Below are 12,068 nucleotides of genomic sequence, written 5' to 3' on the forward strand. Positions count from 1 at the left end.
GGTTATAAAACCGATAGTAGTAGTAGACAACCCGAAAGGGGCATGAGTAATGACTTTTTTATCAGATGAAATCCTGCAACAAAAAACCTCTCAAGAACTGACAATGATGTTATATGAAGCATGTGAATATAATGTAGAAGAAGCAATTTCCTCTATTGAAAAAAAAGATTATATGCTCGCAAATAAGAAATTTCAGCGAGCGGTAGATATTCTTGAACGCCTAGGTGTTGGTTTAAATTATGAAGCCGGCATCATAGCAGATGAATTAGATGCTTTGTACAACTATATGAGTGAGCTCTTAATAATAGCGAATATCGAAAAAAATAAAGAAAAAGCCAAAGAAACAGCCAATATATTACACCACATTTCTGCTGCCTGGAATGAGGCGATTTTTACCCAAACAGATAAACAATCAAAGACTGTGCGGGCAAGAACAAATGCTTATGAAAAGAATGCATTGTATGCTGATTAGTGAAAAAGGGGCGTAAAGAGTGAAGATAAATAATAACATTCAAGCATTGAATGCTTATCGCAATTTAAATCAAAACCAAAATCAGGTATCAAAAAATTTGGAAAAACTTTCATCCGGACTTCGGATTAATCGTGCTTCTGATGATGCAGCCGGCCTTGCAATTTCTGAAAAAATGCGTTCCCAAATTAGAGGGCTAAAACAGTCTGAACGAAATTCAATGGATGGCATTTCATTAATGCAGACGTCAGAAGGTGCCATGCAGGAGATTCACTCAATGCTGCAGCGCATGAGAGAACTGGCTGTACAAGCATCCAATGATACAAATACGGAATATGACAGCGAACAGCTGCAAAAAGAAATATTAGAGCTGACAAAAGAAATTGACAGTATCTCTAACAGAACCGAATTTAATACGAAAAAACTGCTGGATGGGTCAAGTGCTGTTTACTCCTATTTAGATGAGGATAAAAATGGTGCTAAATTAGCCTCTCCACCAGTCGCGTTGGATGCTGACATTCAACCTGGTGATTATAGTATATCTGTTTCAGGAAAAAGTTTAAAAATAGATGGCGCCGACGGGGTGCTGCCAAACCAAGAAGATGAAAATCAGAGATTGGGTGAATACACTATAGAAGTAGAAGATTTAAATGATGAAACTGCATTCGTAACCATTTATGATGATAAGGGTATTGAAATAGATAGTCAAAATATCTCAGATGAACAATCTAACGTAGGCGGGTTTGAATTATCCTTTAATGATATTACTGTAGAGGGTAAAAGCAAGTTCAGACTGGAAGCTGAAGGAACGTTTAAATTACTTAATGATGATGGTGAAAACATTGAATTAAAAGAAGAAGTTTCAACGAAAGATGGAAAAATCCAGCTAGGTGATTTAGAGTTTGAATTTAGAGCTAACATTAGTGATGGTTCATCCGATTTTCAAGTTATCAACAACTCCCTTGCTTTTCAAATAGGTCCAAATACAGGCCAGCAAGTAATGGTTGATATTCCTAAAATGGACGCAGAAGAATTAGATGTTGATGAGGTGGATGTTTCGACTCACGACGGTGCAAGCAAAGCGATTACACAATTTGACGATGCTATTAATCAAGTATCAGATGCAAGAGCAAAACTTGGGGCCGTTCAAAATCGCATGGAGCATACTGTAGCTAACTTGCAGGTTACTCATGAAAACCTAACTTCATCCGAGTCAAGGATTCGGGATGCGGATATGGCCAAGGAAATGACTGAATTTACGAGAAATAACATTATTAACCAATCTGCAACAGCGATGCTGGCCCAGGCCAATCAGCTTCCACAAGGCGTTTTGCAGCTGCTTCAATAAATGGAAAAATCCGGAAGAGTGACAAAGATGGACTTTTCCGGATTTTTTATTATTTTAGGAATGTTTACTTTGTTAAAAAAGTATAACTTTAGCCATAAGAAGCGGAGGCAAGCCGAGTTTTTCTAATACTTTAAGAAAGTTAACTTCATTAAAGGATCAAAGTATAAGAAAAACTAAGACTTTTGCCATTAAGGACTTGGCGATAAGCCAAGTTTTTCTAATAATCTTTTCCGCCTTTTTGCTACTTTATGGTAAAATGTAACAAGAAATATAAGTGTAAAGGTCGTGACGATAGTGGATATTCATAAAGTTATGCAAACGGGTGTCCATCCGCCTTCTTCTAAAGGGAAAGAAACGTCCCGGACAAGCGTCTCATTTACAGAAATAATGGATCAACGACGCCATGATAAAGCTTATGATCGTCTCACCAAAATGATTGAGCAAATAGATGATCAAGGTAAAGTCTTATCTGAAACCCGTACTGTCGAAGAATTGCGTAAATATAAACAGCTGGTTAAAGATTTTATGAAGGAAGCTGTAGATCATGGCTTGAATTTAGAAGAAAAACGTGGTTTTAACAGGCGTGGAAGAACAAAAATTTATAAAGTAGTAGAGGAAGTTGATCGTAAATTGCTTGAACTAACAAACGCAGTAATGGAAAAAGAAAAAAAGGGAATAGATATTCTGGATAAAGTTGGAGAAATTAGGGGATTGCTTGTTAATCTCTATGCCTAAAAAATTTAACCTGATAAAGAAGTAAGTATAAGAATGGACTAAGCCTTCCACCAACTTGGCGACAAGCCAAGTTTTTCTAATAAAAAAATAAGAAGGCGTTTCCATCTAGAGAATTTCCATGAAAAAAGAATGAAAGCAAAGCTGAATTTATAAATCGGGGTATAAAACGTAAAATAATTGCATATAAAGTTATATTAAAGATTGCAAAACCCTTACATCTTTCTTAAGATACAGGTTGTGCTTCAAACGAAGGGAGTTGTTAACTTTTACCTGAAGACTTCATATGATTTTATCATTTACAGGTTGTTAACCCTTTTCGGCTGAAAGAAGTAAATCGTTTAGGTGTCACGAGAAAAAACTATAAAGATAAGGAAGTGTCCATGTGATAGTACATGACCTGGTGGAAGCGAAAGAGTATTTCGAGAATGAAACAAAGAACGATTACTTAGTTCTTTATGAAAAGTTTCAAAATAGCAAGTGTGACTTTGAGGAAAATGGACGCTTTTGTATGAAAGAAGCTGATGAAAAAGAAGTCGTTCAAATCTTACGAGGTCGACAAGATGATACACTGTATAGTGTGAAAAATTATGACCTTAATGATTTTTCTTCGGTAGAAGCCATTCTCGAAAAAGTAAAAACGGAACATCAAGAAATTTTTGTATAGCTTCACACCATAAATAGATATAAATCGCTGCCGCCTGAAATGGGGCAGCGATTTTTTAATAGGTTATATTTTTCGTGTTTTTTTAGTTTATTATTTTTAAAAAACTGATTATTGTAAAAAACCATAGCAAAGGCGTCCATTTGTTCGGTGCTTTAGTTGACAAGAAAGTTTAGGATATTATTGGTTAACATTATAAGAAAGTTTTGTCAGAAGTATTCGTGCACAGTATAATAAGAAAAAAAGGAGCATTCGAAGAAAATGAAAATTAATGTGTTATTTGTTTGTCTTGGAAATATTTGCCGTTCCCCTATGGCAGAAGCGGTATTTCGAGATAAGGTTTCAAATGCAGAATTAAGTGATCAAATACAAATGGATTCAGCAGGGACCGGTCATTGGCATATTGGCAAGCCTCCTCACGAAGGGACTAGAAGCATCTTGATGAAAAAGAATATATCTTATGATGGAATAAGAGCGAGACAGATAAACGCTGATGACTATAAGAACTTTACATATATTATTTCGATGGATGATGCTAACGTATCAGAGGTTGAGAAACTACAAAAAGGTAAAACTGATACTTTATATGCTGGCAAACTTCTTGATTTTCATCCTGATTTTGATGGCGGGGATGTTCCTGATCCATATTTGACAGGGAATTTTGAAGAGGTTTACGATATGATTGATTTAAGTTGTACAAACTTATTAGCATGGATTCGGAGACGAGAAAGCATATGAGCATATCTATTCAAAGAGCATTAACTGGAGCAGGGATAAACGAAAAGATTGACAGTATTCAACCGGTTTCTGGAGGCAGCATTAGTGCAGCTTATCTTGTACATACAAATAGTCAATCATACTTTGTGAAATGGCATGAAGAAGCTCCTAATGATTTTTTTAGACAGGAAGCATTAGGACTGCGCTTTTTAGAAGAAGCAAAAGATATTTTTGTACCTAGCGTATACGGTTGGGGCAAAAAATATATTGTGATGGATCCAGTTATAGGGGCAGCTTCTATCCAGACAGAGGGAGAACTAGGACGTGCGATAGCGTCCTTACATTGCAGCAGCGGATCATTTTTTGGATTAGAAGAAGACAACTTCATTGGAGAATTACCTCAAGTAAATGACTGGGAAGAATCATGGGTAGCTTTTTTGCGTGACAAAAGACTGCAGCCCCAAATAGAACTAGCCAGATCTCTCGGTCGCATGCCGAAAGAACGTAATAGAAAAGCGTATTATGTGCTTGATCATTTAAATGATTGGGTACCTGATCATAAGCACCCGGTAAAGCTGCACGGAGATCTTTGGGGAGGAAATTGGCTGCCTGGTGAAAATGGTAAGCCTTACTTAATTGATCCTGCTGTATGGTATGGAGATCACGAATTTGAACTTGCTTTCACGTACTTATTCGGTGGTTTTTCCAAAAATGTGTATGATGCATATCAAGAAATTAAAACGATTGATGTTTTATTTGACGAGAGAAAAGCTTTATATCAGCTTTATTATCTACTCGTTCATTTAAACATTTTCGGTGAAAGCTATGGGAGACAAGTGGACCGAATATTGACAAAATACGCTAAATGAAAGAGCTCTTATAGAACAAGGAATTAAACAATCATTAAGAGAGTTATAAATGTAATCATATACAATGTAACTTAAAGAAACATAAAATAAATGGCACATTTCACCCCTGTTTGAATAGCATGAATTAGTATGTTAGACGGCATACTTTGCTGCAGAGAGGGGTTTTTTTATGTGCGGTATTACAGGATGGCTGCAATTTAATAAGGACATGAAACAGGAACAACCTGAAATAAACAAAATGACAAATACCCTTCGTTATCGAGGTCCAGATCAACAAAACACGTATAGCAGCAAGCATATCACTTTTGGCCATTCTAGATTAATTGTCATTGATCCTGCAGGTGGAAAGCAGCCAATGCTTAAAGAACGAAACAAAAAACGTTATGTCCTCGTTTATAATGGAGAATTATATAACACAGATTTTTTACGTTCTCAACTAAAAAAAGCAGGTCATACGTTTTCTTCTCATTCCGATACAGAAGTGGTTTTAACTTCTTATATAGAGTGGGGCAGCAGCTGCGTTGAGAAAATGAACGGTATATTCGCTTTTGCAATTTGGGATGAAGAGGATGAAAGTCTTTTTTTGGCAAGAGATCGATTAGGAGTAAAGCCATTGTTTTATACCGAAAATAAAAATGGATTTATATTTGGATCAGAAATAAAAGCTTTGCTAGCTCACAGAAGTGTAAAACCTATTGTTAAGGAAGAAGGTTTGCTTGATTTATTTAGTTTAGGCCCTTCGAGAACTCCGGGATCTGGTATTTATGATGGGATAAGTGAATTAAAACCAGCACATGTTATGAATATTTCTAAACAAGGTTCAAAAATGACACGTTATTGGAATGTACAAGGTAAACCTCATAACGCAACTGCAGAAGAAACCTCTGAAGCCATAAGAACTTTGCTTTATCAAGCTGCCAAACGACAGCTGATATCAGATAAGCCGGTAAGTACTTTTTTATCCGGAGGATTGGATTCTAGTGCCTTAACTGCCATAGCAGCCAAGGAATACGAAAAAAAACTGCATACCTATTCGATTGATTATGAAGATAATGAAAAATACTTTAAATCAAACGATTATCAACCAGATAGTGACCAAACATACATTGATAAAATGAAAAATACTTTTCACACGCAACATCATTACGAATCAATAACGATTGAGGAGTTAACGGACTCATTAAAAGAGGCAGTGCTTGCACGGGACCTGCCAGGGATGGCGGATATAGATTCTTCATTATTGTGGTTTTGCAAAAAAATAAAACAGCAAGCTGTGGTGGCTTTATCTGGGGAATGTGCCGATGAAATATTTGGAGGGTACCCTTGGTTTTATAGAGAAGATCTCATAAATAAAACTGGTTTTCCGTGGATTTCGTCGCTTAATGAACGACACCAATTACTAAATGATAAATATCGTAAAAACTTAAACATGGAAGAATACGCTTTAAAAAGATACAGGGAAACGATAAAAGAAACGCCGTATTCACCAAATGATAATGAAATAGAGAAACGACACAAAGAAATGTCTTATCTAAACATGAATTGGTTCATGGCGACTTTGTTAGAAAGAAAGGACCGCATGAGCATGAGAGCTAGTCTAGAGGTAAGGGTGCCTTTTGCTGACCACGAGTTAGTAGAATACGTGTGGAACGTTCCATCAGATTGGAAGAGATGGGGTGGAAAAGAAAAAGGGATATTGCGAAAAGCTTTGGAAGGTATATTGCCAGAAGATGTGTTATATCGAAAGAAAAACCCTTATCCGAAAACACACCATCCGAAATATACGACAATGATGACAGAAAAAATGAATGATATTTTATCTAAAAAAGAAGCGCCTCTGTATGAGATTATGGATCCAAGCCAGTTAAAAAAACTGGCAGAAAGTAATGGAGCTTCGTTTAAAGTTCCATGGTTTGGTCAATTAATGACGGGCCCGCAGCTGCTTGCATATTTATGGCAAGTTAACTATTGGCTTGAGGCTTATCAGGTAACAATAAAATAAACAATTACTGCCAACTTCTGCTGTAAGCGTAAGTTGGCAGCTCTTTTTCTTCATAATTCTTTTTCACTGGATCAGCTAAATAAAAAATAGAAAAAAATAATATTTTTCCATATTCGCCCGGTCAAACGACTACCTCCATACATATAGTAATTCTGAAAATACAAAAAGGAGGAAATATATATGTCTGGTGGATATGGATATGGAGGCGGTTTTGCGTTAATCGTCGTTTTGTTTATTTTGCTAATAATTGTGGGAGCTGCGTGGGGATATGGCGGTTATTAAAAACCGTTAAAAAAGGAACCGTTCCAATTTTGGAGCGGTTCTTTTCCTTTTCTGTAAGGAAAGCATACCAAAAAATATAAGCAAAATTTCTGCTTTGAACGTACAGGATTATCTGAATGCTATTGCTGCTGATGTAATAGCTCGTTAAAGAAAGCTTTTTCTGAAAACGCGAACGTTATTCCGTGTAATTCCGATTTAGTTATACAACCTCACTTCTTGCATCACTTGTGTTTTTTGAAGCAGTGGATTATCTTTACGTAACTTGAGATGTTAAATTAGGTAAAATTGCTTGATATTTGGGGATGGGTACATAAAAAGACTAGAGCGACGTTAGAAGTGCTCTAGTCTCCGTGTAATAGATGGAGAATCGCTAAAACCAAGAAAAACGCGGCCGGTCATCGTCTTCGGTATGCTCATCATTGTCTTCGTCTGTGTTAGAAGAAGAAGTATCTTGCGGCCTTCCAAACAAGAGATCGCTCCAAGGGTCTCGACCTACTGGTTTCTCTTCCGTATTTTCTTCTTTTTCCGAGCTATTATTCTGCTTCTTTTCTTCTTTCAGAAAAGAAGCAGAATAATATGGTGCATTTTTGTTAATCATTCTTTCACTCCGTTCTACAACTTTTAGTGATAAATTCATTCATATTCACTATATTCATTGATGTGAAGTGTGTTTAGGCACTTATAAAAGTTTCCAAATCAGGCTTTTATTTTACACGGTTAAGTAAGAAGGATGAGGTTTTATTGGGGATGAAATGGAAAAAGAACAGGACTGTCCTGTTTCAGGAGCAGCCCTGTTCCGAAGAGAGAAATGAGAGTTTTTCATTGATTCACTGCAATTCTGTTAACTGATTGCTTACTTTACTTTATGAAAAAAATCAAACAATGGCAAGGTTAAAGCCTAATATGTATAAAGGAATCCTGATGATGTAAGAAAAGAAGGTTTTCTATATCATATTAAATGGGTAAGAAGAAAAAAATTAATGTATAGGGTGCTGTAACCAAATGTGTAGAAATTTAAATGTAAAGAAGTGGTTATACAGATTTTTCTCCTTGTTCATCATTACAAGTTGTTTATATCTTTTTTTTGAAATCGCAGGCTTTCTTCACACAGAAAAACTTATTACATTTGACCAGCTAGTCATGAAAAATATCCCTTTTTTTCATTCGGAAGGCCTTACAGCTATTTTTTCATTTCTCACCTCATTAGCTTCTGTTACGTTTACTAGCACCATTACCATTATGCTATGTGCATGTTTTTTCTTTTTTAAAAAAAGGAAAGAAGGATGGATATTGGCCCTTTCTGTCGCAGGAGGAGGCTTATTTAATTATGTACTCAAAGCTGTCTATGAAAGACAAAGACCTGATATTGACCAGCTTATTGAAGTTTCCGGCTTTAGTTTTCCGAGCGGTCATTCAATGAATGCTGTAACTTTATATGGTATGCTTGCTGTTCTATGTTTTTTTATGATGAATCGTTTAACATTAAAGCTTATGAATGGTATAGGATTTTGTCTATTGATTTTTTTAATAGGTGTCAGCAGGGTATATTTAGGGGTTCATTATGTAAGTGACGTTATAGCAGGATATCTTGCAGGATTCGCCTGGATTAGTGCAGTAATATTACTTTATCGTTCCATGTCAGTTAAAAAGAAAAAAGTTTAAAAACATTTTCGTTGCGCTGTGTAAAGGAATGTCTTATGATAGCAGAGGTGTTTGAAATATTAGTTTTTCGGTAATACATGGAAAATGAGGTGAGAGTAAGTGTTGAAAAAGTTGTTTGGTAAAAAAGAAGAACCTAAAAATGTAAGTATCACATCACCTGCAACTGGTAAGTTTGTTGATTTAACGGACGTTCCTGATCCCACTTTTTCAGAGAAAATGATGGGAGATGGTTTTGCTGTAGAACCTTCTGAAGGAAAAATAGTCTCGCCTGTTGATGGAAGAGTTGTACAAGTATTTCCTACAAAACACGCAGTCGGTATAAAATCAAGTGAGGGACTCGATGTACTTATTCATATCGGTCTTGAAACGGTATCACTAAATGGAGAAGGATTCGAAGGGCGTGTAAGTGAAGGGGACAAAGTGAAAAGAGGAGATGTGCTAGTCGAATTTGCTATAGAGGATGTTAAAGAAAAAGCGAAGAGTACTATTACTCCTGTTGTTTTCACAGAAGGTGACCAGGTCGATCACCTGGAAAGAAAAGAAGTTAACAGTTTGACAGCTGGAGAAACGGAAATCATGACAATAACTGTAAAAAGTTAAAAGGCAGAAAGAACAGAGAAGAATCTGCAAGTATCCATTTTTAGGATGCTTGCAGATTTTCCTTTAAAAAAGAAAGGCTTTTCCTTACAATAATAATCATTACTAGTTTGTAAATGGAGAGGTCGACATGGTTATCCAAAAAGTATTAAATCACAATGCTGCCATAGTACTTCATAATCAAGAAGAAAAAGTCGCTATAGGCTCTGGCTTGGCTTTTCAAAAAAAGAAGCAAGATAAGATTAACCCCGAAAAAGTAGAAAAACTTTTTGTGCACAATCCAAACAGTCAAACCCCGTTTGTTCATTTGTTAGCTTTAACAGAAAATGACGATACGAAATTAGTGCAGGAAATCGTTTCATGGCTCGAACAAAAACACGAAAAACATTTTGACAGTCATTCCTATGCACTGATTTTTGACCATTTGGTTCATTTAATGAAAAGGCTTAAACAAGATAAGAAAATAAACAACCATTTGCTGCAGGAAATTAAAACACTTTATCCTGATGCCTTCGAGCTCGCACAAAAAACAGCAGAAAAAATAAAAATATATGTCAATAAAGACGTAGCACAAGATGAAATTGGTTTTTTAGCTTTACATTTGTATAAATCCAAAAAAAAGAAAATGTCTCCTCAAATTTTAAAAGAGCATACCGAAGCATTACATTATATGGTAAACATTATGGAAGAGGAGTTAAATACTATTTTTCCTAAAAATACGATAGCTTATGAAGGCCTGATTAGTCATTTGCATGTCACTGTAAAAGCTGCGGAAGTAGAGGAAGAATTGACTAAAGCGCCAGCAGAATTAATAGAAATGATGAAAATGGGCTACCCAAAGGCTTTTCGAGCTGCAGAAATGGCCGTCTCTGCCTTTGAGAATCGCTATAGACTCTCCCTTCCTGAAGATGAGAGTGTCTATATTGCCATGCATACACAGCGGTTAGTGAGCAGAAGAACAAACGGCTGAAAGTGTGTCTATACCCAGTGGTCAAATGTCTTTTCATGTGCTATACTATGTGACATCATTTTAATCGAAAAGTGTTTCAATTATTTGAGAAATTAAGAGCGTAAAGTGGGGGAATGGCAGTGGCAGCACAAGTGAAGTTGTATGATACAACGTTACGTGACGGCACGCAAGGGGAAGGAATCAGTTTATCTGTAGATGATAAAATAAAGATTGCAAATAAATTAGATCAAATGGGCGTTCATTATATTGAAGGCGGCTGGCCTGGAAGCAATCCGAAAGATATGAATTTCTTTGAACGCGCTAAAGACTTATCCTTAGATCAAGCTGTCATTACAGCATTTGGGATGACACGCAGACCTGGTTTAAAAGCCGAAGAAGATCCTAATTTAAAGAGAATTTTAGAAAGCGGGGTAGAAGCCGCAGCCTTAGTCGGTAAAACGTGGGATTTTCACGTAACAGAAGCAGTTCAAACGTCTCTAGAAGAAAATGTAAATATGATTTATGATTCCGTACGTTTCTTGAAGGATCACGATTTAGAAGTTATTTTTGATGCGGAACATTTTTTTGACGGATTCAAAAATAATAAAGAATATGCTCTAAAAACTATTTTAGCAGCCGAAGACGCAGGAGCAGATTGTGTAGCGCTCTGCGACACAAACGGAGGGTCCCTTCCTTCTGAGATAGCCGCTATTCTAACAGAGGTTCAAAATAAACTAACAGTAGAAATAGGCATTCATTGCCATAATGACGGCGAACTTGGAGTAGCAAATACTCTGGAAGCGGTGAACGCCGGAGCCAGTCAAATTCAAGGCACAATTAATGGCTACGGTGAAAGATGCGGAAACGCTAACTTAGTATCCGTTATTCCAAACTTGCAGTTAAAAATGGGTATAGAGTGTGTGTCTGACGAGCAGTTAAAACAATTAACAGAGACATCTAAATACCTTCATGAATTAGCAAACCAAACACCTCCAAACGGTCAGCCGTTTACAGGGAAAAGTGCTTTTGCACACAAAGGCGGTATGCATGTCAGCGCTGTTTTAAAACATCCAGAAACGTACGAACATGTTATCCCTGAAAAAATCGGCAATGAAAGAAGAGTACTAGTCTCAGAATTGTCAGGTCAGAGCAACTTATTATTTAAGGCAAAAGAATTGGGTCTTTCTCTTGATAAAAGCAATCCTGCCGTCAAAGAAACTATTGAAAAAATGAAGGATATGGAGCATAAAGGCTATCAATATGAAGCAGCAGAAGCATCTTTTGAACTGCTTATCCGTAACGGCATGGGAGAAAATCACGATTACTTTCGACTAGATCATTTTAAAATCATTACCCATAAAGAAAAAGAAGGAAGCTTTACGACCGAAGCAGTTGTGAAAATGATCATTAAAGACCAAACCGTAATGACAGCTGCTGAGGGAAATGGCCCTGTGAATGCACTCGATCATGCTCTCAGAAAAGCGATAGGAGAATTTTATCCCCTTGTACATGAGATGTACTTGTCTGATTATAAAGTACGTGTTCTCGATGAGGCAGAGGCAACCGCTTCCACTGTAAGAGTCTTAATCGAATCTTCCGATGGAAAAGAAACGTGGAGTACTATTGGGGTGTCTGCAAACATTATTGAAGCAAGCTGGCATGCACTCGTTGACAGTATCCGTTATTATTTTATGAAACAAAGAAGCAGACTTGAAGAAGTGGAACTTTTCTCTTCTATGCCTACAGAGGGCGTTAAAAACCATTAAGACAAAGATTT

At 36.6% G+C, this 12,068-nt stretch carries 13 protein-coding genes; 12 read left to right on the plus strand and 1 reads right to left on the minus strand.

The window, feature by feature from the left end; all coding sequences use genetic code 11:
• Positions 1 to 49: 49 nt before the first annotated feature.
• The 8 genes from fliS to CEF16_RS02810 all read left to right on the plus strand — a co-directional run bounded on the left by fliS (position 50) and on the right by CEF16_RS02810 (position 7,083).
• Positions 50 to 472 (plus strand): flagellar export chaperone FliS, encoded by a 423-nt coding sequence (gene fliS, locus CEF16_RS02775; protein WP_091579360.1) that lies wholly within the window; start codon positions 50 to 52, stop codon positions 470 to 472.
• A 19-nt stretch (positions 473 to 491) separates the two neighbouring features.
• Positions 492 to 1,817, plus strand: coding sequence for a flagellin N-terminal helical domain-containing protein (locus CEF16_RS02780; protein WP_091579362.1), 1,326 nt, complete (start codon positions 492 to 494; stop codon positions 1,815 to 1,817).
• Between the two features lie 294 nt (positions 1,818 to 2,111).
• A complete protein-coding gene (locus CEF16_RS02785) occupies positions 2,112 to 2,552 on the plus strand; it encodes a YaaR family protein (protein ID WP_091580704.1) in 441 nt (146 codons plus the stop codon).
• 382 nt (positions 2,553 to 2,934) lie between these two features.
• Positions 2,935 to 3,216, plus strand: coding sequence for a hypothetical protein (locus tag CEF16_RS02790; RefSeq protein WP_091579365.1), 282 nt, complete (start codon positions 2,935 to 2,937; stop codon positions 3,214 to 3,216).
• Positions 3,217 to 3,474: 258 nt separating this feature from the next.
• Positions 3,475 to 3,951, plus strand: coding sequence for a low molecular weight protein-tyrosine-phosphatase (locus CEF16_RS02795; RefSeq protein WP_091579368.1), 477 nt, complete (start codon positions 3,475 to 3,477; stop codon positions 3,949 to 3,951).
• Positions 3,948 to 4,799: a fructosamine kinase family protein gene (locus CEF16_RS02800; protein WP_091579371.1), complete on the plus strand. Its 852-nt coding sequence runs from the start codon at positions 3,948 to 3,950 to the stop codon at positions 4,797 to 4,799. Before CEF16_RS02795 ends, CEF16_RS02800 begins: the two co-directional genes overlap by 4 nt.
• 169 nt (positions 4,800 to 4,968) lie before the next feature.
• Positions 4,969 to 6,801, plus strand: coding sequence for an asparagine synthase (glutamine-hydrolyzing) (gene asnB, locus CEF16_RS02805; protein ID WP_091579374.1), 1,833 nt, complete (start codon positions 4,969 to 4,971; stop codon positions 6,799 to 6,801).
• A gap of 180 nt (positions 6,802 to 6,981) precedes the next feature.
• A complete protein-coding gene (locus CEF16_RS02810; RefSeq protein WP_091579377.1) occupies positions 6,982 to 7,083 on the plus strand; it encodes a YjcZ family sporulation protein in 102 nt (33 codons plus the stop codon).
• Between the two features lie 370 nt (positions 7,084 to 7,453).
• On the opposite strand, the gene CEF16_RS02815 is transcribed toward CEF16_RS02810, so the two are convergent.
• Positions 7,454 to 7,681 (minus strand): hypothetical protein, encoded by a 228-nt coding sequence (locus CEF16_RS02815; protein WP_091579379.1) that lies wholly within the window; start codon positions 7,679 to 7,681, stop codon positions 7,454 to 7,456.
• A gap of 404 nt (positions 7,682 to 8,085) precedes the next feature.
• Here CEF16_RS02815 and CEF16_RS02820 point away from each other — a divergent pair, with 404 nt between their 5' ends.
• The 4 genes from CEF16_RS02820 (at position 8,086) to cimA (ending at position 12,057) form a co-directional block, all read left to right on the plus strand.
• Entirely contained in the window at positions 8,086 to 8,745 is a 660-nt protein-coding gene (locus CEF16_RS02820; protein ID WP_091579382.1) for a phosphatase PAP2 family protein, read from the plus strand.
• A 99-nt stretch (positions 8,746 to 8,844) separates the two neighbouring features.
• Entirely contained in the window at positions 8,845 to 9,345 is a 501-nt protein-coding gene (locus CEF16_RS02825) for a PTS sugar transporter subunit IIA (RefSeq protein ID WP_091579384.1), read from the plus strand.
• Positions 9,346 to 9,472: 127 nt separating this feature from the next.
• On the plus strand, positions 9,473 to 10,312 hold the full coding sequence (locus CEF16_RS02830) for a PRD domain-containing protein (RefSeq protein WP_091579387.1): 840 nt from the start codon (positions 9,473 to 9,475) through the stop codon (positions 10,310 to 10,312).
• Between the two features lie 113 nt (positions 10,313 to 10,425).
• Positions 10,426 to 12,057 (plus strand): citramalate synthase, encoded by a 1,632-nt coding sequence (gene cimA, locus CEF16_RS02835; RefSeq protein WP_091579389.1) that lies wholly within the window; start codon positions 10,426 to 10,428, stop codon positions 12,055 to 12,057.
• The last annotated feature ends 11 nt before the right edge of the window (positions 12,058 to 12,068 follow it).

The organism is Alteribacillus bidgolensis (genome assembly GCF_002886255.1).
Classification (GTDB): domain Bacteria; phylum Bacillota; class Bacilli; order Bacillales; family Marinococcaceae; genus Alteribacillus; species Alteribacillus bidgolensis.

Excerpts from the sequence above, each read along its gene's own strand:
- CEF16_RS02820 (WP_091579382.1), top strand. The coding sequence starts at position 8,086 with ATGTGTAGAAATTTAAATGTAAAGAAGTGGTTATACAGATTTTTCTCC.
- CEF16_RS02810 (WP_091579377.1), top strand. The coding sequence starts at position 6,982 with ATGTCTGGTGGATATGGATATGGAGGCGGTTTTGCGTTAATCGTCGTT.
- asnB (WP_091579374.1), top strand. The coding sequence starts at position 4,969 with ATGTGCGGTATTACAGGATGGCTGCAATTTAATAAGGACATGAAACAG.
- CEF16_RS02815 (WP_091579379.1), bottom strand. The coding sequence starts at position 7,681 with ATGATTAACAAAAATGCACCATATTATTCTGCTTCTTTTCTGAAAGAA.
- CEF16_RS02800 (WP_091579371.1), top strand. The coding sequence starts at position 3,948 with ATGAGCATATCTATTCAAAGAGCATTAACTGGAGCAGGGATAAACGAA.
- CEF16_RS02830 (WP_091579387.1), top strand. The coding sequence starts at position 9,473 with ATGGTTATCCAAAAAGTATTAAATCACAATGCTGCCATAGTACTTCAT.
- fliS (WP_091579360.1), top strand. The coding sequence starts at position 50 with ATGACTTTTTTATCAGATGAAATCCTGCAACAAAAAACCTCTCAAGAA.
- CEF16_RS02795 (WP_091579368.1), top strand. The coding sequence starts at position 3,475 with ATGAAAATTAATGTGTTATTTGTTTGTCTTGGAAATATTTGCCGTTCC.
- cimA (WP_091579389.1), top strand. The coding sequence starts at position 10,426 with ATGGCAGTGGCAGCACAAGTGAAGTTGTATGATACAACGTTACGTGAC.